This is a genomic window from Lysobacterales bacterium, from assembly GCA_016721845.1.
Lineage (GTDB): Bacteria > Pseudomonadota > Gammaproteobacteria > Xanthomonadales > Ahniellaceae > JADKHK01.
In genome coordinates this window covers 137,429-161,372 of the sequence record JADKHK010000005.1, presented here as the reverse complement: position 1 = coordinate 161,372, position 23,944 = coordinate 137,429, and the positions used below count along the sequence as shown (strand labels likewise).

Genomic DNA, 23,944 nt, shown 5'->3' with positions numbered 1-23,944 from the left:
ATGGGCGTCGGGCAGCAACTGATTGCACCGAAGGGATTTAGATCTCTAGAGAAGGATCAGCGCTATTACCTCGTACAGCACAGCGCCGATTCCGGCGTCGTCACTCTGGCTTCATTTTGGAAAGACGGACGCGCGTGGAGAGTCCGGCTGGATAGATTGCCGGGCGACGCATTTGAGGTTGCCGTGCTCGAATCAAAGCAGCTAGTTATCGCGAAACAGCAGCACCGAATGCCGCCATGGCTGCAAGACGTCGAAGCGGCAAACTTTGACGCGATCGACGAGCAGCGGAGTGAGAAATCGAAATCCTATCGAGGACAGATCGACGACCGGTACTCTCACATTGAGCCGTTGCTGGCCAGGCTGGAAGAGATTCTTGCGGAGCCCGACCCACTGCACGAAATCGCATCCTTTTCCCGAAAGTGCTCGCCACCCCAGCACCCTTACCGAATGCAACTTTGGCTGTTCACCTACGTCTGCCATGGCAGAAACATCTGGTCACTGAAGGCACCAACGCATCGCCGCGGGCATTGGGATCGGCGCGCAACTGAGCATGCCGGGAAGAAACTGGGACGGCCATCGATCACCAAGGGGCAAGACTTTGGCCACCCATCCGCACCGATGGCTGACCGGATCACCAAGTCCTATCTGAAGCGGTGCGACCTCAAAGTCTCAATGGTTCAGATCTACCGGCAAGCACTATCTCAAGACTTCGGGTGCAAGGTCGAGCAGCGAGGCCACGCGTTCGTAGTCACGCACCCTCGAGGCGACGCATTTCCGACCTACGGACAATTCCGCTATCGGGTGGTTAAGGAGTTCGGCGTCGACGCTGTACAGCGAACGCTTTATGGCAACGCTCGCGTGCGAAAAAAACTTCCCAACGAGGGTTCTTTCAGCGAGACCTGTGCGAATCTGCTTGAGGCACTGGAAGTCGATGCGTTCTACTCGACAGAGCGTCCCAAGGCAATGCTCAGCGATGAGCCCATGGATGCACTTGCGATCACACGATCAGTCGACGTTGCGACTGGTGAAATTTGCGGCATTGGGTTTGCTCTGGGTAAGGAGAACTCGGAGTCTTACAGCACCATGCTCTTCAGCATGGCGGTGCCGAAATCGCGGTTCTGCGCCTTGTTCGGACTGGACATTTCTGATGATGAATGGCCCGCGACAGGCATGTCTGGCAACTACATCAGCGATCGAGGGCCAGGTGCAAAGCGGGATCTACTGAAACGGCTTCGGGAAAATTTCCGATGCGTGAAATCGCTCCCAGCTGGTCAGGGCAGTCGAAGGCTTCCGTCGAGAGCAGTCACCCCAGAGAGGTCACGGTTGACGGCGCGCCCACGTATTTCCTGAGCGATCTGAATGTCATCGAGATGGTGCGTAGGGAAATCCTACGCGCCGTTAAGGACAACCATACAAGCGATGCGTCGTCGCGACTGACGCCGACCATGATAAGTGTGTTCGCCCAAGAGCAACTACCGCCTACACCTCATCACCTCTGGAAATATTTGGACGCACGCATGAGAACCAGTGCGGTCTCCATGGATTTCGACGCAGCTGTACGCGCCTACTTGCCACCGACGAAATTCAAACTAAGTCGTGACGGGATTTTCCTTAGACATCGCCAGTTCGACTCACCACGACTGCGGCAACTGGGGATCATGAAGAAAGTCGCATCAGGACAGAGCATTGAACTCGACGGCTACACCCTTCCAATGTGCGTTCGCCATGCGTGGGTTGAAGTGAACGGTGAGCTCGTCGAGATCGACGCAAAACTTAGAATTCGGGATGACCAGGGGCAGCTCTACGTCCCACTCGGTGAATTGGATCAGGAGTCCGATTCCCTTGCCGCGATGCGCTCGCAACATCGCCAGCACGCCACCGCCGCAGATGTCTATTACTCCGCAAAGTTCAAGGAAAGCACTGGCAAGGACTGGAATGCAGGTGAGCGTCGCCCAGGGTCACCTGGAAAGCGAGCGAGCGGCGCCAATTCGGACTTCGAACACAAAGTCGTGACTGGAAAAAATGGCCGCGAACGCGGGGCGGCATGAGCGACAATCCATGGATCGACAGATACTCCGTCAAGTTGCTTGACGTCGACATTGATCGCGTTGTCGCGGTTCGAGGATCGACGATAACGAAGCTCGGTCGGGACACGCCAGACGCCGATGCGAACTCCCTGCACAATGCAATTTCCGACATCTACGTTCCTACTGTTCAGGCGCGCCAAATTCTTCGACGCCTACATGATGCGGCCAAGTCCAGGGCGCAACAAGCCTATCCGAGCGAACGGCAGTATCTGAGTCGTGTGTATCAGGGTGGCTGGTGGCAGCCCGATCTGCCAGTGATTTGCATTACGGGCTTGGCAGGCGTTGGCAAGACGCAATTATTACTGGCTCTCAGCAGGTTGCTCGGCGCTTCGTCAGTCATTTCGGTAGCCGGACTTGATGGCGTACCGCTGACATCAATGTGGAGCTTTACATTACGCTCCGGCATCGGTTTGAGCGATCTGCTTGTTCCCTTCATTGAAGACGCCGACATCGAGAGCTCCACACCTATCGACCGACGATTCAAGGGCAAACCCCGAATGGGGAACCCGAAAATTCTTTATGCATCGAGGGCGCGTTCATATCGCGATGGTGTGTGCCTGATGTCTCTGGACGAATTTCAGTTCATCACCCAGAGCGCCAACGCCAATGCGCGAGCGACGCAATTGCTGCTCAACATCAGCAGCGTCGGGCCGCGGCTGATCTATTCCGCCAACTTCAGCATGATCCACCGGCTCAAGCGGCGAAATCACGAGGATCGGCAAAGACTGCTCGCAGAACCGATAGTGCTATTTCCAGATCAACCAGAAACCGAGGACTGGAACCTCTACCTCCGGGAAGTATTCACGGTGGCGCCGGACACATTTGGGCTTACAGCCGAATCATCCGGTGAGCAGATCTACCGGTACACCTTTGGGATTCGACGAAGTGTCGCGTCGCTGCTGGCACACGCCTATCGTGTGGCGCGGCAGGCGGGCCGAACCAAGCTCGGTACGGCCGATCTCGAGAAGGCTTATCGATCGTCCGATTTCTCAGCAACTCGCGAGGATGTTGAAACGCTGATCAGCCAGCAGGTGTCCGGGAAGAAAATCCGGGAGGATCTCTGGTGCCCCTTCGATGCGCCTCAGTCATCCAACGTCACAACCCTCGCTCCAGCCGTCGAGAATTTTGAAAAAGAGATTGAATCCAAGATGCTTCGGTCATCGCTCACGCCGTCGGAACGTGCGGCCGTCAAGCAAGTGGAGGGCGTCAGTGCAACCAAGCGCCCGGCAGGAAATGTCGTGCGAATTAGTCCGGGACGTGCCACCAAGGAAGACCTCTTGAAAGGAGCGAAATTCATATCCGAGAACCGGAAGAAGCCGTAATCGGCGCACTCAGCCAACGAGACTGGATCATGCAACGTGCGCCGCTGGCGTGATGCACGCGTCAACCGGTGGTTCACTCCTGGCCTGAGATCAGGCGTCTGATCATGAGTTCGCGATTCTCAAAAGATGCGACCGCCGACAACGATATTGACCTGCGAGCCGAGGCGGTGCCCAACCGCACATCAGAAGTCGACTCAAGAGGAATGATCTTGCGACTTTGGAGAGTCCCGCCCGATCAGAAAAATGGCGCTGTGCCATTCGTGTTGCGCTTGCCGAGATCCAATGTCTAGCAATCGCGCTACGCTGCGCTCACGTCAGCTGTCCAACATGATGGTGCTGGTCAATGATCACAATCAGCGTAGAAAGAGGTCTGGTTCGCCTGAATTCGTGGGACGAACTATATGAGACGCCCGGATTTGTCCAAGTACTTGATCCCAAGTCTGCTCAACTCAAGGAGATCATCGGCGTCTATTCATCCGCCGGCCGGAGTCTTACGCTGTCTTTCGGTATCGCGATGCAATCAACAGGCTGAGCAGCACGCCGGTGACCTGTCTGGTTTCAGATAGTGGGAATGGATCAGATCGAGCACGAGCGCCACGGCAATTGGGAACGCGAGCGGCAGCGTCAGGGACTTCTAGCAATCGACGCCCGCCAGCGCCAATCAAAGCCAGGCGCCGGCTATCGCCATGATCGCCTGGGATGCACTGTTACCAATGAGGCCAGACCGAACTTGGACAGCTAGTTTTCCCATGATGGGCTGCGCGAAGGTGAGGCATCAGAACATGGTCGCGAAGCGATGCGGCGACCAACCTCCCATTTGTTGACACCCGGCGAGTTCAAGTTCGAAGTGCAACGCGGTTGAAGGAATCGCTGAAGACTTCCAGCGGTGTTCGATAGCCTAGCGTCTTGCGTGGTCGATGGTTGAGCTTGTCCTCGATGTCATCGATCTGCTCCTGATTCACTCCCCGAAGCGCGATGCGCCGCGGCAGGTACTGCCGGACCAAGCCGTTGTGCTGCTCGTTGCTGCCGCGCTGCCAGGCGCAGTAGGCGTCTGCGAAATACGCCTTGGCGCCGAGCACGAATTCGATCCACTCGTGTTCGGCAAACTCGCTGCCGCGATCCATCGTGAACGACATCACCCGCGCCCCAATCGGCGCCAGTGCCGCGATCACCGCCCGCGAGACTGCACGGGCAGTGTTTCGCGGCACCTTCACTAGGCGGATCAGCCGCGACTTGCGCTCGACCATCGTCACCACGGCCGCGCGCCCGGCGGAACCGCGCATCGTGTCGAGCTCCCAGTGGCCGATGCGCACGCGGCGGTCGACGGCCGCGGGTCGCTCATGGATCGACCGTGCCAGCGCATATCGGCCAGGCTGCGTGCGCGATCGCCGATACCGCTTCGGATGCCGCCGATGCCGCCAGAGCGTGCCGCCGGCCGCCCGATCCGCCGCGATGTACTGGTAGATCCGTTCATGGCTGGCCGCATTGCGCCGCTCGAAGCGGGCCCGGCCGGCGATCTGCTCCGGGCTCCATTCCTCGCACAGCCGGGCCTCGATCTCCATCCAAGTCGCCGTCGCGATCCGCGGCCGCATGCTGGCGCGGCGACGCCGATCCTGCGCCAGCCGGTGCGCTCGATCCGGACGGTAGTCCTTCGTCAGGTTGCGCCGCAGTTCGCGCGACACCGTGCTGCGGTGACAGTTCACGTGCTCGGCAATGCGTTGCAGCGTCAGGCCTTCGCGCCGAAGGCTGAAAATTTGGTAGCGTTGCTCTCGGGTCAGGTGTCGATAGTTCATCCGTGCTCGTCCAACGGCCAGTCGAACGAACCGGATGCTACGGCACCTGGCCCACTCTTATGACCACGTCAGGCGTTGCACTTCAGTGTTGAATCCGCCCCCCTCAAAGTGACGGATTCGAACTCCACTTCACCGGCACGGACATCTCGCCGCTGACTGAGGATCGCTTATGGATGCTGAGAGGCGCACGCGACTACCCTTGGGAGGCCCCCTGCACCCATTCAAGTATCGGTGGATTTGTGCCCTGGAACCTTAAGCCATACTTTGAGCACTTCGCCCAAGTAGCCAAGGCGGACCAGCCTCCGAGTGGACAATTCGCGTTTGCGTCGACACGGCGCTTATTGCTTTACTCGTCAATATGCAAGGGCAGGACACTCGTCGTCGACTATAGGTACTTCGATCTGGATCGATTCCGCTATGCCAATCCAGCGGAGGTGGAGCGAGTGATACAACAGTATCTTAATGCCTTTCTCCAGTTAGAGGCTCAGCAATCAGGGCAGGGAGCTGGCGGAGAGGAGTGAAAGGCGCGACGCGCTGGACCAGCGCCCCGGAGTTGTCAATCTGCTGACCAGGGCGCGGGGCTATCGCGCGAAAGCGAGTGCGTATTCCGACCATCAGGGACACGCTGCCTGCGACGGCGTGAACACTTACCGGAATTCCGGCTATGCGCGTGAGCTTGAAATATGACCTGCGACACCTGACCTATCGCAACAAAGACGGGAGCTATGGAACCCAAGCGGAGCGACTAAAGACCCTGGCCAAGATGGCGCGGCGGAAGATCGCGCGCTGCCCGAGTACGTGCGCGAGGAGTTCGACGAATACCTGCGCTGCGGCGTGCTCGAACACGGCTTCCTGCGCGTGGTGTGCGAGCAGTGCCATGCCGAGCGGCTGCTGGCGTTTTCCTGCAAGAAACGCGGCTTCTGCCCGAGCTGCGGCGCGCGGCGCATGGCCGAGAGTGCGCGGCGCCTGGCGGAGGAGGTGTTCGGCCCGCGCCCGGTGCGGCAGTGGGTGCTGAGCTTTCCACACCCCTTGCGCTTCCTGTTCGCCAGCAAGCCTGAAGTGATCGGCCCGGTGCTGGGGATCGTGCATCGCGTGATCGCGGGCTGGCTGGCGGATCAAGCGGGCGTTGAGCGCGACAGCGCGCAGTGCGGCGCGGTGACGCTGATCCAGCGCTTCGGCAGCGCGCTTAACCTTAACGTGCACTTCCACATGCTGTGGCTTGACGGCGTGTACGAGGAGAAAGTGGAGCAACCGCAGCGCAAACCACGCCTGCATCGCGCTCGCGCCCCGACCTCCGCGCAGTTGACGCACCTGGCTGACAGGATCGCGAATCGCGTGTGCCGGCATCTGGCGCGCAAAGGCTGGCTCGAAGGCGAGGACGAATCGGCCTTCCTCTCGGAACGTGCTGGCAGCGACGACGCCATGGACGCATTGCGCATGAGTTCCATCACCTACCGCATCGCGACTGGCAAGCACGCCGGGCGCAAGGTGGCGACACTGCAAGTGCTGCCCGACGACGCCGGCGCGCTGGAACGCGCAGCCGGCAAGGTCGGCGGCTTCTCGCTGCACGCCGGCGTCGCCGCGCAGGCGCACGAGAGCCAGAAGCTCGAACGCCTGTGCCGCTACATCACGCGCCCGGCGATCAGCGACAAGCGCCTGTCGATCTCGCCGCAGGGCCGGGTTCGCTACCAACTCAAGACGCCGTGGAAGAACGGCACGACGCACATCGAGTTTGAGCCCATCGAGTTCATCGCCAAACTCGCGGCGCTGGTCCCGCCACCTCGCGCGCATCTCACCCGCTTCCACGGCGTATTCGCCCCGAATGCAAACCTGCGCGCGCAGCTGACGCCATCGGGGCGCGGCAAGCGGCCTGCCATCAATGCGGAATCGACCGAGGCGAGCACCGACCAATGCACTCCCGACGAACGCCGCCGCGCGATGAGCTGGGCACAACGCCTCAAGCGCGTGTTCGGTATCGACGTGACCACCTGCATCCACTGCGGCGGCGCAGTGCGGATCGTCGCCAGCATCGAAGAACCCGCCGCCATCCGCGCCATCCTCACCCACTTCGCAAAGCACGGCGCGAGGGAGGAAGCGCACTACCGGCCGGCGGCGCGCGCACCGCCCGCTGCGGCCGCGAGACGCGCCACCGGCCACGACGCCTGAGCGCAGTCGAAGGGTCGAAGATGAAACCAGCAAGAGAACTCGATGCGGCAACGATCCCGCAGGGCTGCGCTCGGCCCGCAGTCGGGATTCGGCGAAAAACGGCTACGGCGGGCGGGACTGTGTGGTCCTGCAAGGCCAAAACCCCACGCACGGAACCCCGATCCGCGCTCAAGCAGCACCCAAGCCGTGTCCTTGTGCGACCGCCGCCTAGCCGCCAGACTGGCCGAAAAGGGCGTTTGAACTTCCTATGCACGCAATCCTGACGAGCACGCAATCCTGACGAGTCTGAATCGGATCACCGAGGGGTTTTGGGTGGATACCCCGCGTCTGCAGGGGAAAACCAGATTTCCGGACTGGCATCGATCGGATTTGGCAGGCATGTCAGGGTTGCGTGCCAAACGGCGTTCCCTTGGGTAAATGAACCAGAGAACCGCCATGACCTTGAACAGCAGGACATTGATCGCTGCACTTGCCGCTACGGTGGTCACCGGTGCGCTTGCGCAAACCGTGCCACCGCCGACGGGCGGCACCTACATCATCCAGAAACAAGCCATTGCTGCAGGCGGCGCACGCGCCACCGGCGGCAGTTACGTGCTCACCGGGACCGTCGCACAAGCTGCCGCCGGGCCTGTGCCCACTGACGCCACGGGCGGGAGTTATCGCCTGGCCGGTGGATTCCACACCACTTCTGCGCCGCAACCGGACGCACTGTTCACCAACGGATTCGAGAACTGAGCCATGACCATCAGGAGCACTTCCATGTCTTACAAAACGCTTGTCTTTGCCCTGCTCGCGGGTGTGCCCGTCCAAGCCTTTGCACTGAGCAACACCTTCAGTTATCAAGGCAGTCTGCAGGATGCGGGTTTGCCGGCAAACGGCAGCTACGATCTTCAGTTTGCGCTGCAGACGCAAGCCGGTGTGCCGGTCGGCGCTGCGGTGTTGCGCGATGATGTCATCTTGAGTCAAGGAGTGTTCACGGTCGAACTCGACTTTGGCACTGCGATTACGAGTGGTGACTTCCAATTGCAGATTGGGGTGCGTCCTGGAGCTTCGGTGGGCGCGTTCACAGCATTGACCCCTGCGACCAAGATCAACCCCACCCCGCAAGCGCAAGTCTCGGGTCTGGCCGTGGAAGCGATCACCGTGAGCCCGGGCGCAATCGGTTCGATGCAGATCAATCCTGCTCAGGTGCAGGCGCGTGTGTCGGCCAGTTGTCCGAGTGGGCAGAGTATTCGAGTCGTGGATGCCAATGGCGGAGTGACGTGTGAGACGTCGATTGCAGGGCCTGCTGGTCCTGCTGGTCCACAAGGCCCGGCTGGTCCAGCCGGAGCTGTTGGTGCCACAGGTCCGCAAGGCCCGACCGGTCCAGCCGGAGCCATTGGCGCCACAGGTCCGCAAGGTCCGGCCGGTGCACCGGGTTCCGCTGATGCCTGGGGCAAGTCCGGCACTTCGGTCGTTGCGGGGCAATTCATGGGGTCGACAAATCCGCAGAATCTGGAGTTGCGCAGCAACAACGCCCGTGTCGCACTGTTCACGCCACCGACCGGCACATTTTCGGTCAGCAATATCGTTCTTGGTGACTCCGACAACTCGGTCAGTGCGGCGAGTGCGGGTTCCTTCATTGGTGGTGGTGGGCTGGCGTTCGGATCAGGCAATGACATCGACGGCTTGTTCAGCGTGATCGTTGGTGGCGTCGACAATCAGGTTGTTGCATCAACGGCGAGTATTCTCGGTGGGCAGTCAAATACAGCGCTGGGCGACGGTTCAGTCGTCGCCGGTGGAACGGGAAACGAAACATCGGGTGAAGATTCATTCGTGGGAGGCGGCAGCAACAACTGCGCAGGCGGCGACAAGAGCTGGGCGGGTGGCACCAGCGCGCGGGTGCGGTATGGTGCAGTGAACTGTAATGGCTCATCGCCTTCGGGCGACGCCAACGGTGACGAAGGGACGTTCATGTGGTCCGACAATTCGACGGTGGGTCCCTTCGACTCCACTGGCCCCAATCAGTTTGCGATTCGTGCCAGCGGCGGATTGCGCTGGAGCGGTACCGGCGTGAACAGCACGACCAGTCCGGCCTATACCCATCTGGTGGCACACGGTACCAACAGCTGCGATGGTGGCAGCGGTGTCGCCAACAGCCGCACCTTCTTGAACCATCCTTTATTGAACAACAACCCAAGTGCGGTAGTCTTGTTCAGCGCCTTTTACGGCAACCTCAGCAGCGGCGTGGCGCCACCTCGCAATCCGCTGGCGCTTTATTACAGTGACGCTGCGGCAGGTGGTTGCCCTGCGGGTCGCTGGGTGATTTATCAAACCTCGGTGACTTCCGAGACGATGAACAACGGCTCGCGCTACAACATCTGGTTTGTGTTGCCGTAGAAATCCCGCATAGCGGCTGCAGCGCCCACAAGGTGAACGGCTGAGCGAGGTCTCGCTGCAGGAGGCATCAGTCGCGATGCCATAAGCCCAATCTGTGGGAGCGGCTTCAGTTGTGATGCGAGGTTGTATGAGCCTTGCAAGCCATCTCCGATGTTCGGGGAGGGGGTAGGCAAACACTTCGACTTCAGTCGCGATGGGGTGCTCGCCGCAAGTCCAAATCGCGGCTGAAGCCGATCCCGATCAGGATTGGCCTGATGGCAATTCGCGGCTCTTCAAATGGTGCTTCCACATGCTGTGGCTTGACGGCGTGTACGAGGAGAAAGTGGAGCAACCGCAGCGCAAACCACGCCTGCATCGCGCTCGCGCCCCGACCTCCGCGCAGTTGACGCACCTGGCTGACAGGATCGCGAATCGCGTGTGCCGGCATCTGGCGCGCAAAGGCTGGCTCGAAGGCGAGGACGAATCGGCCTTCCTCTCGGAACGTGCTGGCAGCGACGACGCCATGGACGCATTGCGCATGAGTTCCATCACCTACCGCATCGCGACCGGCAAGCACGCCGGGCGCAAGGTGGCGACACTGCAAGTGCTGCCCGACGACGCCGGCGCGCTGGAAGGCGCAGCCGGCAAGGTCGGCGGCTTCTCGCTGCATGCCGGCGTGGCCGCGGAAGCACACGAGAGCCACAAGCTCGAAAAGCTGTGCCGCTACATCACGCGCCCGGCGATCAGCGACAAGCGCCTGTCGATCTCGCCGCAGGGCCGGGTTCGCTACCAACTCAAGACGCCGTGGAAGAACGGCACGACGCACATCGAGTTTGAGCCCATCGAGTTCATCGCCAAGCTGGCGGCACTGGTCCCGCCACCTCGCGCGCATCTCACCCGCTTCCACGGCGTATTCGCCCCGAACGCGAACTTGCGCGCGCAGCTGACGCCATCGGGGCGCGGCAAGCGGCCTGCCATCAATGCGGAATCGACCGAGGCGAGCACCGACCAATGCACTCCCGACGAACGCCGCCGCGCGATGAGCTGGGCACAACGCCTCAAGCGCGTGTTCGGTATCGACGTGACCACCTGCATCCACTGCGGCGGCGCAGTGCGGATCGTCGCCAGCATCGAAGAACCCGCCGCCATCCGCGCCATCCTCGACCACTTCGAGAGACACGGCGCGCTGGAGCAGGCGCACTACCGCCCCCGGCCGCGAGGGCCGCCGGCCGCGGCTGCGTAATCGGCAGCTGGCCTGATGCGGCGACCAACCGCAGGGCTGCGCTCGGCTCGCTGTCGGGAATCGGTGCGAAACGGCCGTGGATCGCGAGGCAGCGGGCCAGCGTCACGCCGAAATCCGCGTTGCGAACGTCCGGCCCGTGCCCGATCCGGTGCTTGCGCGACCGCCGCCTACTCGACAGACTGGCCGAAAAGAGCGTTTGAACTTCCTATACCCCCCCAAAAAAAGCTTCCAACTGAGTTCGCCGGACGTCGCTTCAGTTTCTCGCGCGAAGCTTGGAGTTTGCGATCAAGAGAACCCCAGCCCCCAGGATCACCAGACCGAATGGCCAAAGAACTGGTATTGGCGTGCTGAGAGGCCCGAGCAGGAATGGGATGTCGACCCGGCGATTCACCGCGGCCACGCCTGTACCACCTTGGAACCCGAACTCCTGCACGAAATAGTTCGGTGCTGCCGAATCGATCGTGATTCCGACGACACATGAGGACGTGCCATCAATGGGCAACGGCGAATCCGCAAAAAAGACATCGGCGAAGATTTGTACTTGCTGCGTTGCAGGTAGATACACGTCGGTGTAGCTGATTGTGCATGGCGCTGTCTCAGGCACTGCATGGAGCGTGATGGTTTTGCCTGATCCGACCTCGATAAAGTTCGTGCCTGCAACAGGCGTGTCGATCGCAATCAGCCCAGTATTGGTCATGGATAAACGCCACAACGAAGTGCCGCCGGGAGCGATGTTGCCTCCCGGAAGCATCTCGACGTCGGCTTCGAAGGCGACTTGCGCGCTCGCCCATCCGGGGAGAGCGGCGGCGCACGCAAGCAGCAAAGCACCGACAGCGTTTCGGCCAGTACTTGCCATTAGCAGCCACTCGTAGGAATAAGCCAATCCTCGTAGCTGTCCCAGAACAGCCGCAAGATCTGTCCCGGAGTGCGATAGCCCGACATGACGGGCGCCAGGCAATAGGCTGTTCTCGTATTGAATCGCAACGTTTCGCCCCCCCACGGCGCGACCTGAAGAATCGGAGCGGTTCCCCGGCTTGGACAGAAAATGACATCTGGTCTTCAACTACACGTCGCCACTACGCTAAGCGAATATCTCGGCATCGTTCATGACCTCAACGGCATGTACGGGGAGCGGACGTGGTTTCGAGGAAGTTCCAGTGCGACCCACCGGCTCCTGCCGTCGGTGCTTCGCGATGTGGTGCCGCTGCGGGACTACGCTGGCCGCAAGCTAAGAGGGGATGAGAAGCTCCTTGGCTCAGGCAATTCGGTCACAGGGCTGTGTCCGGAACGCATGTTCGATGAATTCAAGCGCCGCGCTCGACCTTTCGTCGCCCGTTTGCCGGCCGACGACTTCGAGTGGTTGTTCCTGATGCAGCACTACGGCGTTCCAACTCGATTGCTTGACTGGACGACCAACGCACTCGTGGCCCTGTACTTTGCGACCGAGTATCTTTCTCCGGAGACTGCCTCGGACGATGACGCTGCCGAAAAATTTCTCGCTGGTGACGAATTTCGCTCCGATGGATTCGCGATCTATGCCATCGATCCGAACGCTATCAATATGCTTTTCCACGACCAAGCTTACCCCGTCGACATTTGCGCTGACGGGTATTGGAGAAGCTACGCTCGACCGACCGAGCCGAGCAAGATCAACACCTATGCGCCGCTTTGTGTCCTCGCGCCGCACAACAGTGCAAGAATCCGAGCGCAATCGGGTACATTTACCCTTCATGGCTTCAACGTTTTTCCGCTCGATTACTACGAGATCGCGCGACCGTTCATTCACAAGATTTTCTTTCCCTACGCGGTCGTCGGGAGGCTTCTAGGTGAACTCGTCAGCGTCGGGCTGACGGCGTCGTTCATCTATCCAGATCTGGCAGGCGTTGCGCGTGAACCTGTCCCGATTTCACGGACACCCGCGATTGGGTAGCGGGGTTAATCATGACGCACGGCGCATCGCTTGTTGAGGGGTCTGGAAGCCGATGCGCGTGTGCATGCGCTGCGAGTTGTAGAAAGATTCGATGTAGTCGGCGATGGCGCGCTTGGCCTGGTCGCGCGTGCGCAGCCGGCGCCGGTACAGGCATTCGACTTTCAATGTCCTGAAGAAGCTTTCCATCGGCGCGTTGTCGTAGCAGTTGCCGCGACGACTCATCGAGCAGACGAGTCCGTGCTGCTTCAAGACGGCCTGGTAGGCCTGACTCGCGTACTGCACGCCGCGGTCGCTGTGGCAGATCGTTCCTTCCGGCTTGAAGCGCCATGCCGCCATCGAGAGCGCCCAGACGATGAGTTCGCTGTCGATGCGCGTGGACGTGGCCCAGCCGACAATGCGACGGCTGTACAGATCGAGCACGCAGGCCAGGAACAGCCAACCTTCGTCGGTTTTGATGTAGGTGATGTCGGACAGCCACACTTTGTGCGGGGCCGTCGCGACGAAGTGCTGCTGCAGCAGATTCTCGGCGACCGGCAGCGAATGGTTCGAGTTCGTCGTGACCCGAAACGCGCGTCGAGCCGCTGCCCGCAAACCGGCTTCACGCATCACTCGCCGCACGCGATGACGGCCGATCGAGCGTCCTGCATCGCGCAAGGATTGGCTCACGCGGATCGAACCATAGGTCTCGCGCGAGTTCGCAAAGATCGACTTCACCGCTTCGGCAAGTTCGATATTCCCTTGCTCGCGCGCACTGGGCGCGCGGTCGCGCCACGCGTAGAAGCCCGAGCGCGAGACGCACAGCAGTCGACACATCCGCTGCACCGCAAACTCCGGATCGTTGTCCTTGATCCAGGCGTACCTCACGACGATTCCTTCGCGAAGTACGCCGCCGCTCTTTTTTTAGGGGTCTTCAGGAACTCGTGTGGGTGATTTTGCCCGATTTCACAGCGGCGGCAGCATGCAAGTGAGTATTTTCAATCGCAGGTACTCCTCATCGCGCAGGCCGTAGGCGCGGCGCTGGATGACGCGGATTTTGTTGTTGAGTCCTTCGACGAAGCCGAGCGAGACCTTGTTCTCCGGGCGGCTGTAGGCGGCAATGCCGTCCCAGTGGCGTTCGATCATCGCGGCGAACTGTTCGTAGGGCGCGAGCCGTTGCCACTTGAGCGCGTCGCGCCAGCGCTCGAAGAAGCGCCGCGCGCCGGCTTCGGTCTTGTAGCTCCACAACTGGCCGAACGATTCCTTGAGCAGGTAGGCGGTGTTGAGCCGCTTGTTCGCGGCGAGCAAGGTCTTGAGCGCTCTGCGACCGTCGGTGCTGAGGTTCTCGCGGTTCGACAGCAGGGTGTATTTCTGGCCCTTGATGAAGCGCCGGTCGTTCCCCGACAGGCGCGCGTATTCGGCCTTGCGGACTTTGTCCAAGGCGTCGCCGAGGTGGCGCATGACGTGGAACTTGTCGAACACGATCGCGGCCTGCGGCGCGTGCTCGCGCGTGGCGTTGCGGAACGGTTTCCACATGTCCATCACCGCCAGTTTCACGCGGCGGGCCTTTTTCTGGCCGATATCCGCATAAAACGCCGCCATGCTGGCCTCGGAACGATCCGTGCCGCCGAACCAGATCGGTCGCTTGCGCTTGAGGTCGCTGACCACGATGCGGTAGCGGTGTCCCTTCTTCACCGAGATTTCGTCGATGCCCAGGTGCGTGGGGCCGGGCGTGCCGGCCTTCGCCAACTGCGCCTTCATGTACTGCTTCTCCAGCGTCTTCACGCTGTCCCAGTCCAGGTGCAGTTCCTTGGCCACCGCCGCGATCGATTCGTTGCGGCAGCGTCGCCCGACGTAGTACGCGAAGCGCTTGGTGTAGAACGCACTGTCCGACAGGAAGTCCAGGGCCTCGCGCTTCACGGCCTGGCAGTGCGGGCAGCGGACGCGACGGACCTCGAACTCCAGGAAGATGCGGTATGGCCCGCACGGCATATCCCGCACCCGCCGCGTGCGCCGGTCGTACCAGCCGGACTGCTCGCGCCCGCAGGCGCCGCAGCGTGTTTTTTTGAGCGCCGTACCAGCGTCACGACCCGCGCCTGCGGGTCGCCGAACACGCCCTTCACTTCCTCCAGCGGCCGGAAACCGGGGACACGGTACGCGTCGAGCAGACGCTTCTTGCAGGGTTTGGATCGCATCGCCGCATGATCGCAAAATCCGGCGCGCCGCGGACCACCGAAACAGCCTTGAAATCAGGCCTCAACGGAGGATTTTGGCGCCTGATTCACCCACACGAGTTCCCGAAGAGCCATTTTAGAATGTCCCGATCGAGCTTCAGGCTCGCGTTCTCGGCGCGCAGCCGCGCCAGTTCCTTCTGCATCGCCAATGGCGTCATCCCGGTCGCCGGATCAGGCAGCATCTTGTCCCGATCGCGAACCCAATTGCCGACGGTCTGGGACGGCACGTCCAGTCGCCGCGCCACCTCGGAATGCGACAACTGTTCCTCGATCACCAGCCGCACCACCTCGCGCCGGAAATCCTCGGGGTACGCCTTGCGCTTCTTGGTCTTCATGGACTTCTCCTGTCAGGGTCGATTCAATACGACCCAAAAGCAGGTGTCCACGGAAACGGGACTGGTTCAGCGAGAAATTAAAGTCGCCGAAATGCGGCGCTTTCGTTTCAAACGCGATGAATGGGATCGCACGTTCCACGAGGACAATTGAGACCTTTCGCACAGCGGATGACTCGATCCAGTTGCAGCCCGAGGGTCGAGAAACCGCCGGGTCAACGGTGCGTTGGGTGTCCGCTTCCGCAAGGAGTGGACGTTCGCCAATGGAGCTAATTTGCGGATGAAAGTTCGGCGCCCCCAACTGCTGACGCCACTCTCGCCAATCTAGCGCAAGCCACCCTAAGCAACGATTCCAACAATTTTGGGTCCAATTGACGGCTCGAGCAAGATTCTGTGACGCCTGCGCCATTTATGAAATCCCTAAGCGCCAGCAGCAACGACGAGTTCTCGATTTTCCCTAGGCTTGGCAGCCCCAGCTCCATCAGCTTTGCGCCGAGATACTTTCGGTCCACGCCCATTAGACGCGCCATTTGGGTGACGTTTCCGCTGCATTCCTCGTAGAGCAAGTAGGCCTTTCCTTGCCAGAACTCGGGACCTAACCGGCGATGCTTTGGCTTGGGTATTTCGGCCCTTTGGGATGCAGCGTCAAGGCATGCTCTGCTGTCGGCTTCGTTTACGCTGAGGGCTGCAATCGCGAGCGCGTAGGCATCGCCAGAACCCGCGGGGGATGACGGCATCAAGAGGTTGTCGATCGGGTAGTACTTCTTGGACGGCTGCTTGGAAATGAGCAAGGGAAAATGCGCTTGAAGCCATCCTTTCGGCGCTCGCTCAAGAATTGCGTCGCTCAGCAGAGGTCTATGGCCGGAGTCTGAAGTCCGAAGTCCGGCTAACCGAGCGCGGCTAGATAGCTCGGCGTGCAACGCCCGCGTCGGCAACGGCGCATCTCGATTGAGATACGAGCAAGTAAGCGAGATGAATCTGCCGACGAACGAGTCGCCCCCCTTTTTAACCACGGAATCCAGCTGAGCAAGCTTCAATTCGCCGCGGACCTCGCGAAATTCTGGTGGCTCAGAAAATGCGTCCCCGCAGTCGATGACTTGCAGGCCACAGCCATGGACCGGGCACAGATCCACTCCGAGCAATTGATGTTCGCGTCGGAACCAACTGAATCCTTGCTCCGCAAGGCTCTGCGCATTGCAGCGAGCACAGATACGACTTCCAGGCCTTGGGGCCAGCATGCCCAAGCGACGGGAAAACGCGGCACCCTCCGGAGACCCATGTAGCGCAGGAGCCTCTTCGCGAGATGCCACGCGCAGCGCCGGCATCATGCTGTGAAGGATCGCGTACGCAGTTGAGTCCATTCCGGAAAATGCCGCCAGCAAGTGCAGAATCGGCGCCGTGGGATCGCTGCTCTGTGCTCTCAAGAGATCAATGACCCGCTTACGCGACGAAATCCCGTTGACGATGCGAATTCTCGACAAGTGACCTTCGGCGATTTCGCCCGGCATTGGCCTGACGCGAATCATGTGTTCGCCAGCCACGAGCGGATCAACCGACCGTCACGGAGACACGCTTTGCTCGCTCGATACGCAAAGGCAGTCATGGGATTGGGGGGACAGCCGGGGCGACGAGGCAGGCATTACAACTTATATTAAATTTTTACAGCTTTTATTTTTAGGCTCTTCGGGAACTCGTGTGGGTGAATCAGGCGCCAAAATCCTCCGTTGAGGCCTGATTTCAAGGCTGTTTCGGTGGTCCGCGGCGCGCCGGATTTTGCGATCATGCGGCGATGCGATCCAAACCCTGCAAGAAGCGTCTGCTCGACGCGTACCGTGTCCCCGGTTTCCGGCCGCTGGAGGAAGTGAAGGGCGTGTTCGGCGACCCGCAGGCGCGGGTCGTGACGCTGGTACGGCGCTCAAAAAAACACGCTGCGGCGCCTGCGGGCGCGAGCAGTCCGGCTGGTACGACCGGCGCACGCGGCGGGTGCGGGATATGCCGTGCGGGCCATACCGCATCTTCCTGGAGTTCGAGGTCCGTCGCGTCCGCTGCCCGCACTGCCAGGCCGTGAAGCGCGAGGCCCTGGACTTCCTGTCGGACAGTGCGTTCTACACCAAGCGCTTCGCGTACTACGTCGGGCGACGCTGCCGCAACGAATCGATCGCGGCGGTGGCCAAGGAACTGCACCTGGACTGGGACAGCGTGAAGACGCTGGAAAGCAGTACATGAAGGCGCAGTTGGCGAAGGCCGGCACGCCCGGCCCCGCCTGGGCATCGACGAAATCTCGGTGAAGAAGGGACACCGCTACCGCATCGTGGTCAGCGACCTCAAGCGCAAGCGACCGATCTGGTTCGGCGGCACGGATCGTTCCGAGGCCAGCATGGCGGCGTTTTATGCGGATATCGGCCAGAAAAAGGCCCGCCGCGTGAAACTGGCGGTGATGGACATGTGGAAACCGTTCCGCAACGCCACGCGGCGCGCCGCAGGGCGATCGTGTTCGACAAGTTCCACGTCATGCGCCACCTCGGCGACGCCTTGGACAAAGTCCGCAAGGCCGAATACGCGCGCCTGTCGGGGAACGACCGGCGCTTCATCAAGGGCCAGAAATACACCCTGCTGTCGAACCGCGAGAACCTCAGCACCGACGGTCGCAGAGCGCTCAAGACCTTGCTCGCCGCGAACAAGCGGCTCAACACCGCCTACCTGCTCAAGGAATCGTTCGGCCAGTTGTGGAGCTACAAGACCGAAGCCGGCGCGCGGCGCTTCTTCGACGCTGGCGCGACGCTCAAGTGGCAACGGCTCGCGCCCTACGAACAGTTCGCCGCGATGATCGAACGCCACTGGGACGGCATTGCCGCCTACAGCCGCCCGGAGAACAAGGTCTCGCTCGGCTTCGTCGAAGGACTCAACAACAAAATCCGCGTCATCCAGCGCCGCGCCTACGGCCTGCGCGATGAGGAGTACCTGCGATTGAAAATACTCACTTGCATGCTGCCGCCGCTGTGAAATCGGGCAAAATCACCCACACGAGTTCCTGAAGACCCTATTTTTAGGATCATTTCGGAAAACACTGAGTGGTGCGCTATTCCACCGTGACACTTTTGGCCAAATTTCTCGGCTGATCGACGTCGGTGCCCTTGAGCACGGCGACGTGGTAGCTGAGCAGTTGCAGCGGCACGATGAACACGATCGGGGCGATCAGATCGCCGCAGGGTTCGAGTTCGAGCAGGATTTCCTGCGCATTGGTGATGCCGCGCGAGACGCTGCGGTCGGCGAACACGATCAGGCGGCCGCCGCGGGCGCGCACTTCCTCGATGTTCGACTTGAGCTTCTCCAGCAAGTGATCGTTCGGCGCGACCGCGATCACCGGCATCTCGTCGTCGACGAGGGCGAGCGGGCCGTGCTTCAGTTCGCCGGCCGGATAGGCCTCGGCGTGGATGTAGGAGATCTCCTTGAGCTTGAGCGCGCCTTCCATCGCGATCGGGAACTGCGTGCCACGCCCGAGGAACAGCGCGTGCTGCTTGTCGCCGAAGAACTCGGCGAGCTGGCGAATCTGTGGATCGAGCGCCAGCGCTGCAGCAACCGCGCTCGGCAGGTGTTCGAGCTGGGCCACGCCGTCGCCATAACGCTGCGCCGACAGGCCGTGATGACGCCCGAGTTCGAGCGCGAACAGCAGCAGCGCCGTGAGCTGGGTGACGAAGGCCTTGGTCGAGGCCACGCCGATCTCGGGACCGGCGCGGGTCATCAGCGACAATTCGGATTCGCGCACCAGCGATGACTCCGGCACATTGCAGATCGCCAGCGTGCCGAGATAACCCATGCCCTTGGCGAGCTTGAGTGCCGCCAGCGTGTCGGCCGTTTCGCCCGACTGCGACACCGAGACCAGCAGGGTGTCCGGCATCACCACGAAATCGCGGTAGCGGTATTCGCTGGCGATCTCGACCTGGGCCGGGATGCGCGCCAGCGACTCGATCCAGTATTTCGCGACCAGCGCCGCGTGGTAACTCGATCCGCAGGCGACGATCTGCACGGCCTGGGTGCGCGTCAGCAGATCCTGCGCGCTCGGCCCGAAGATCTGCGTCAGCACGTGGCCGCCGCTCAGGCGTCCTTCGAGCGTGTCGGCGATCGCGGCCGGCTGCTCGTGAATTTCCTTGAGCATGTAGTGACGGTATTCGCCGCGCTGCACCGCATCGGCGCTGAAATGTGCTTCCTTGACCGGGCGCACGATTTCGCGGCCTTCGGCGTCGAACACGCGCGTGCCATCGATGCGGATCTCGGCGATGTCACCTTCCGCCAGATAGACGAAGCGGCGCGTGACCGGCAGCAAGGCGTGGATGTCGGAGGCGAGATATTGCTCGCCGTCCCCGAGGCCCATGACCATCGGCGATCCTTTGCGCGCGCCCACAACGACGCCCGGCTCGCGCGTCGACACCACCGCGATCGCATACGCACCATGCAGGCGTGGCAAGACCTGCCTGACCGCATCGAGCAGGCTGGCACCGCGGCTGTGCACGGCGTGGATCAGATGCGCCATCACTTCGGTGTCGGTGTCGCTGGTGAAGGCGTAACCCTGGGTGCGCAGCTCCTCGCGCAGTTCGGCATGATTCTCGATGATGCCGTTGTGCACGACCGCGACCGTGTCGTTCGAGACCATCGGGTGCGCGTTGCGCTCGGCCGGCACGCCATGCGTGGCCCAGCGCGTGTGCGCGATGCCGGTGTGGCCGCCGATCGGCGTCGCCGCCTGCAGCGCCTCGAGCTCGCTGACCTTGCCCTTGGCGCGCCGACGCTCCAGGCCATTCGGCGTGAGCAAGGCGATGCCGGCGGAGTCGTAGCCGCGATATTCGAGTGCCTTCAAGCCATGGATCAGGGTCGGGACCACATCCCGTCGCGCCGCGACACCAACGATTCCACACATGCCGATGCACTCTCCGAATTCGAAGCGGCATTCTAGCGAGCGCAACGTCCGGCTTCGGGCAAGGACATGGCCGGGTGCTGGCAGTCCACCGCAGCGGCGGTGTCCGCAGCGCGGACGACCGGACAGCCGCGGACGCCTCGCTTCTCACCGCAATTGTCTTTCCCATCAATGAATTGGCGATGGCACGCGATTTGCAAAATCAGTCCGGACTGCCACGGACGACCGCCATGATTCGAGATACCTCCGCCACTGATCGCAGCATCGCCGCCGCACCGGGCGCCGCCCGGGCACGCTGGCTGCTGTGGGGCGGCGTGATCGTCGCGGTGATCGCCGTGGTGCTGCTGGCGCTGCGCTTCCTCGCCAGCGAACGCAGCGTCGACGCCAGCCGCCTGCGTTTCGCCGAAGTGAAGCGCGGCACCCTGGTGCGCGATGCGATCGCCGACGGCCGCATCGTCGCCGCCGACAGCCCGAGCCTGTACGCACCGGCCAATGGTGCCGTGACCTTGAAGACACGGGCCGGCGCATCGGTCGCGAAAGGCGAGGTGCTGGCGGTGATCGACTCGCCCGAACTCGCCGCCGAACTGGAACGCGAGCGCGCGGTCCTGGCCAGCCTCCAGGCCACCGGCGAGCGCGCCGGCATCGAATCGGAACGCCTGCGCCTGACCGCGTTGAAGGCCGCAGACGAAGCCGAAGTCGCACGCATCGCCGCCGAGCGTGATCTCGAACGTGCCGAACGCGGCCACCGCCTTGGCGCGATCGCGGAAGTCGACTACCTGCGCGCCAAGGACGCGGTCGCGGCCGCCCAGATCCGGTCGCGCCATGCCGCCGCCGATGCCGAACTGGAAGGCAAGTCGGTCGGCTTCGAACGCTCGACGCGCACCCAGGAATTGCGTCGCCAGCATTCGGTCGTGGCCGAACTGGAACGCCGCTACACCGAACTGACGGTGCGCGCGCCGGTCGACGGCATCGTCGGCACGGTCGCGGTCAGCGACCGCACCAAACTCGCGCGCGATGCCTTGCTGATGATCGTGCTCGACCTGTCGCGACTCGAAGTCGAGATCCGCGTGCCGGAGTCCTATGCCGACGACCTCGGCATCGGCATGGACGTCGAGCTCGACGTGCCGGGGGGCAAGGCCCGTGGCCGCCTCGCCTCGATCTCGCCGGAAGTGGTCGGCGCCGAAGTGCTGGCGCGCGTCGCGTTCGCCGATGCGCAGCCGCAGGGCCTGCGCCAGAACCAGCGGGTATCGGCACGCGTGTTGATCGAGAACAAGCCGGACGTGCTGCTGCTGCGGCGCGGTCCGTTCGTCGAGCAGGGCGGCGGTCGCACGGCCTGGCTGGTGCGTGGCGAGATCGCCGAACGCCAACCGGTACGCCTCGGCGACAGCAGCCTCGAGGCCGTCGAGGTGCTCGAAGGCCTCAAGCCCGGCGACCGCGTCGTCATTGCCGGCACCGAATTGTTCGAAGACGCGAAACGCGTCCGCATCAACGACTGACTCCACGCTCCTTCCTACTTCCAGAACGCCGCCAGGACATCCCCATGCTCACCATGAAGCAGCTCAGCAAGGTCTACCGCACCCATCTGATCGAGACCCATGCCTTGCGCAGTTTCGACATCGACGTGCGCGAAGGTGAATTCGTCGCGGTCACCGGCCCGTCGGGGTCCGGCAAGACCACCTTCCTGAACATCGCCGGCCTGCTCGAAGAATTCAGCGATGGCGAATTCCTGCTCGACGGCGTCTCGGTGCGCGGCCTGAACGACGATGCACGCTCGCGTCTGCGCAACCAGAAGATCGGTTTCATCTTCCAGGGCTTCAACCTGATTCCGGACCTGAACCTGTTCGACAACGTCGACGTGCCGCTGCGCTATCGCGGCTTCAACGGCGCCGAACGCAAGCGCCGCATCGAGGGTGCGCTGGAGCGGGTCGGCCTGGCCTCGCGCATGAAGCATTACCCGGCCGAACTCTCGGGCGGACAGCAACAGCGCGTCGCGATCGCGCGGGCGCTGGCCGGCGAACCGCGCCTGCTGCTCGCCGACGAGCCGACCGGCAATCTCGACACCGCGATGGCGCGCGGCGTGATGGAACTGCTGGAGGAGATCAATGCCCGCGGCACGACCATCGTGATGGTCACCCACGATCCCGAACTGGCACAGCGCGCGCAGCGCAACGTGCACATCATCGATGGCCAGGTCAGCGACCTCGATCGCGGCGTCACCCTGCTGCATGCGGGTGCGCCGGCGAAGTCGTACGCGAAGACGGCCTGAGGAGATTCCCATGTGGCGCTACTACTTCCGGCTCGGCCTGCGCAGCCTCAAGCGCAACCCCTTCCTCACCACGCTGATGGTGCTCATCCTCGGCTTCGGCGTCGGCGCCAGCATGACCGCCTATACCGTCATGCACGTGCTCGGCGGCGACCCGATGCCGCACAAGAGCAGCCAGCTGTTCGTGCCGCAACTGGATACGCAACCGGCCGACAACTACGAAGAGGGCGATGAACCCGACCGGCAGCTCGGCTATCTCGACGTCGATCGCTTCCTGCGCGCGGGCAAGGGGTCCAACCGGGCGGCGGTCTACGGCATCAGTCCGACGATCGACGCAAACCGCAAGGACTTGCCGCCGTTCGGCGAACCGGGCCTGGCCATGACGCGCGGCTTCTTCGAATTGTTCGAGACCCCGTTCCGCTTCGGTGGACCGTGGAGCGCCAGCGACGACGATGCCGGCGAGTTCGTCGTCGTGATCGGCAGCAAGCTGTCGGAAAAGCTCTTCGGCAACACCGACCCGACCGGACGCAGCGTGCGCATGGACGATCGCGACTACCGCATCGTCGGCGTGCTCGAACGCTGGAATCCGATTCCGAAGTTCTATCGCCTGCTCAGCGGCGCCGGTCCGACCGAGGCAGAGCAGGTCATGCTGCCGTTCCGCAACGCGGTCGCGCGCGAGTGGCGCAATGACGGCTGGACCAATTGCAGCGACAACTCGGATGAACCGGGCTATGCCGGATTCCTGAAGAGCGAATGCAACTGGATCCAGTACTGGGTGGAGCTGAAGGACGCGAATGCAGTGGCCGAGTACCGCGACTACCTCACCGCGCACGTCGCCGAGCAGCGCAAGCTCGGCCGCTTCAAGCGCCCGGACAACGTGCGCCTGCGCAATCTGCGCGACTGGCTGGCGTTCAACGAAGTCGTCGATGCCGACACCCGCCTGCAAACCTGGCTCGCGTTCGGCTTCCTGCTCGTCTGCATCGCCAATGTCGTCGGCCTGCTGCTGGCGAAGTTCACCGCCTGCAGTGGCGAGATCGGCGTGCGCCGGGCGCTCGGTGCGACCCGCGGCGACATCATCCGCCAGTACCTGACCGAGACCATCGTGATCGGCGCAGCCGGCGCCGTGCTCGGCTTGCTGCTCAGTTACGGCGGCCTGCGCATCGTCGATCGCTACAGCTTCGATGCCGCGGGCGTCGCCCGGCATGATCCGTGGATGGTGCTGGCGACCATCCTGATCGCGGTCGTGAGCGCCGTGCTCGCCGGACTGCTTCCGACCTGGCGCGCCGCGCGCCAGGTCCCCGCCCTGCAACTCAAGTCGCAATGAGGCCTGC

At 62.2% G+C, this 23,944-nt stretch carries 18 protein-coding genes and 3 pseudogenes; 14 read left to right on the top strand and 7 right to left on the bottom strand.

What is annotated here, in order from left to right; all coding sequences use genetic code 11:
- From IPP28_03125 to IPP28_03115, 3 genes are read left to right on the top strand one after another with little or no spacing between them, the layout of a single operon-like run.
- Nucleotides 1–1,350: a hypothetical protein gene (locus IPP28_03125; GenBank protein ID MBL0040044.1), complete on the top strand. Its 1,350-nt coding sequence runs from the start codon at nucleotides 1–3 to the stop codon at nucleotides 1,348–1,350.
- Complete coding sequence (locus IPP28_03120) at nucleotides 1,248–2,048, top strand: hypothetical protein (protein ID MBL0040043.1); 801 nt, start codon at nucleotides 1,248–1,250, stop codon at nucleotides 2,046–2,048. Before IPP28_03125 ends, IPP28_03120 begins: the two co-directional genes overlap by 103 nt.
- Complete coding sequence (locus IPP28_03115) at nucleotides 2,045–3,409, top strand: hypothetical protein (protein ID MBL0040042.1); 1,365 nt, start codon at nucleotides 2,045–2,047, stop codon at nucleotides 3,407–3,409. The genes IPP28_03120 and IPP28_03115 overlap by 4 nt, the downstream gene beginning before the upstream one ends.
- Nucleotides 3,410–4,245: 836 nt before the next feature.
- Here the strand turns inward: IPP28_03115 and IPP28_03110 are convergent.
- Nucleotides 4,246–5,202, bottom strand: a complete 957-nt coding sequence (locus IPP28_03110; GenBank protein ID MBL0040041.1) for an IS30 family transposase — start codon at nucleotides 5,200–5,202, stop codon at nucleotides 4,246–4,248.
- 771 nt (nucleotides 5,203–5,973) lie between these two features.
- Between IPP28_03110 and IPP28_03105 the strand changes: the two are divergent.
- The 4 genes and pseudogenes from IPP28_03105 to IPP28_03090 all read left to right on the top strand — a co-directional run bounded on the left by IPP28_03105 (nucleotide 5,974) and on the right by IPP28_03090 (nucleotide 10,969).
- A pseudogene (locus tag IPP28_03105) lies at nucleotides 5,974–7,368 on the top strand (transposase).
- A gap of 435 nt (nucleotides 7,369–7,803) precedes the next feature.
- Nucleotides 7,804–8,103: a hypothetical protein gene (locus tag IPP28_03100; GenBank protein ID MBL0040040.1), complete on the top strand. Its 300-nt coding sequence runs from the start codon at nucleotides 7,804–7,806 to the stop codon at nucleotides 8,101–8,103.
- A 3-nt stretch (nucleotides 8,104–8,106) separates the two neighbouring features.
- Nucleotides 8,107–9,747 (top strand): hypothetical protein, encoded by a 1,641-nt coding sequence (locus tag IPP28_03095; protein ID MBL0040039.1) that lies wholly within the window; start codon nucleotides 8,107–8,109, stop codon nucleotides 9,745–9,747.
- Between the two features lie 283 nt (nucleotides 9,748–10,030).
- Nucleotides 10,031–10,969 (top strand): annotated as a pseudogene (locus IPP28_03090) (transposase).
- A gap of 253 nt (nucleotides 10,970–11,222) precedes the next feature.
- On the opposite strand, the gene IPP28_03085 reads toward IPP28_03090, so the two are convergent.
- Nucleotides 11,223–11,825 carry a hypothetical protein gene (locus tag IPP28_03085; GenBank protein ID MBL0040038.1) on the bottom strand — a complete coding sequence of 201 codons (603 nt, stop codon included), beginning with the start codon at nucleotides 11,823–11,825 and terminating at the stop codon, nucleotides 11,223–11,225.
- Between the two features lie 189 nt (nucleotides 11,826–12,014).
- Between IPP28_03085 and IPP28_03080 the strand changes: the two genes are divergently transcribed.
- A complete protein-coding gene (locus IPP28_03080; protein MBL0040037.1) occupies nucleotides 12,015–12,899 on the top strand; it encodes an FRG domain-containing protein in 885 nt (294 codons plus the stop codon).
- Between the two features lie 9 nt (nucleotides 12,900–12,908).
- Here IPP28_03080 and IPP28_03075 read toward each other — a convergent pair whose 3' ends face one another.
- From IPP28_03075 to IPP28_03060, 4 genes are all read right to left on the bottom strand, one after another.
- Complete coding sequence (locus IPP28_03075; protein MBL0040036.1) at nucleotides 12,909–13,763, bottom strand: IS3 family transposase; 855 nt, start codon at nucleotides 13,761–13,763, stop codon at nucleotides 12,909–12,911.
- 78 nt (nucleotides 13,764–13,841) lie between these two features.
- Nucleotides 13,842–15,086 carry an ISL3 family transposase gene (locus IPP28_03070; GenBank protein MBL0040035.1) on the bottom strand — a complete coding sequence of 415 codons (1,245 nt, stop codon included), beginning with the start codon at nucleotides 15,084–15,086 and terminating at the stop codon, nucleotides 13,842–13,844.
- 70 nt (nucleotides 15,087–15,156) lie between these two features.
- Nucleotides 15,157–15,444 (bottom strand): transposase, encoded by a 288-nt coding sequence (locus tag IPP28_03065; protein ID MBL0040034.1) that lies wholly within the window; start codon nucleotides 15,442–15,444, stop codon nucleotides 15,157–15,159.
- A 266-nt stretch (nucleotides 15,445–15,710) separates the two neighbouring features.
- A complete protein-coding gene (locus IPP28_03060) occupies nucleotides 15,711–16,982 on the bottom strand; it encodes a TniQ family protein (GenBank protein ID MBL0040033.1) in 1,272 nt (423 codons plus the stop codon).
- A 232-nt stretch (nucleotides 16,983–17,214) separates the two neighbouring features.
- Here IPP28_03060 and IPP28_03055 point away from each other — a divergent pair, with 232 nt between their 5' ends.
- The 3 genes and pseudogenes from IPP28_03055 to IPP28_03045 all read left to right on the top strand — a co-directional run bounded on the left by IPP28_03055 (nucleotide 17,215) and on the right by IPP28_03045 (nucleotide 18,444).
- Nucleotides 17,215–17,667: a transposase family protein gene (locus tag IPP28_03055; GenBank protein ID MBL0040032.1), complete on the top strand. Its 453-nt coding sequence runs from the start codon at nucleotides 17,215–17,217 to the stop codon at nucleotides 17,665–17,667.
- Nucleotides 17,668–17,704: 37 nt separating this feature from the next.
- Nucleotides 17,705–17,923: pseudogene (locus tag IPP28_03050) on the top strand (transposase).
- Nucleotides 17,924–17,931: 8 nt separating this feature from the next.
- Nucleotides 17,932–18,444, top strand: coding sequence for a transposase (locus IPP28_03045; protein MBL0040031.1), 513 nt, complete (start codon nucleotides 17,932–17,934; stop codon nucleotides 18,442–18,444).
- Nucleotides 18,445–18,520: 76 nt separating this feature from the next.
- On the opposite strand, the gene glmS is transcribed toward IPP28_03045, so the two are convergent.
- Nucleotides 18,521–20,353, bottom strand: a complete 1,833-nt coding sequence (gene glmS / locus IPP28_03040; GenBank protein ID MBL0040030.1) for a glutamine--fructose-6-phosphate transaminase (isomerizing) — start codon at nucleotides 20,351–20,353, stop codon at nucleotides 18,521–18,523.
- A gap of 227 nt (nucleotides 20,354–20,580) precedes the next feature.
- On the opposite strand from glmS, the gene IPP28_03035 reads away from it, so the two are divergent.
- Genes IPP28_03035 through IPP28_03025 form a run of 3 tightly spaced genes read left to right on the top strand, consistent with a single transcriptional unit; the run spans nucleotide 20,581 to nucleotide 23,937 of the window.
- Nucleotides 20,581–21,846 carry an efflux RND transporter periplasmic adaptor subunit gene (locus IPP28_03035; protein ID MBL0040029.1) on the top strand — a complete coding sequence of 422 codons (1,266 nt, stop codon included), beginning with the start codon at nucleotides 20,581–20,583 and terminating at the stop codon, nucleotides 21,844–21,846.
- Nucleotides 21,847–21,890: 44 nt separating this feature from the next.
- Nucleotides 21,891–22,616: an ABC transporter ATP-binding protein gene (locus IPP28_03030; protein ID MBL0040028.1), complete on the top strand. Its 726-nt coding sequence runs from the start codon at nucleotides 21,891–21,893 to the stop codon at nucleotides 22,614–22,616.
- A gap of 10 nt (nucleotides 22,617–22,626) precedes the next feature.
- Nucleotides 22,627–23,937, top strand: coding sequence for an ABC transporter permease (locus IPP28_03025; GenBank protein ID MBL0040027.1), 1,311 nt, complete (start codon nucleotides 22,627–22,629; stop codon nucleotides 23,935–23,937).
- The last annotated feature ends 7 nt before the right edge of the window (nucleotides 23,938–23,944 follow it).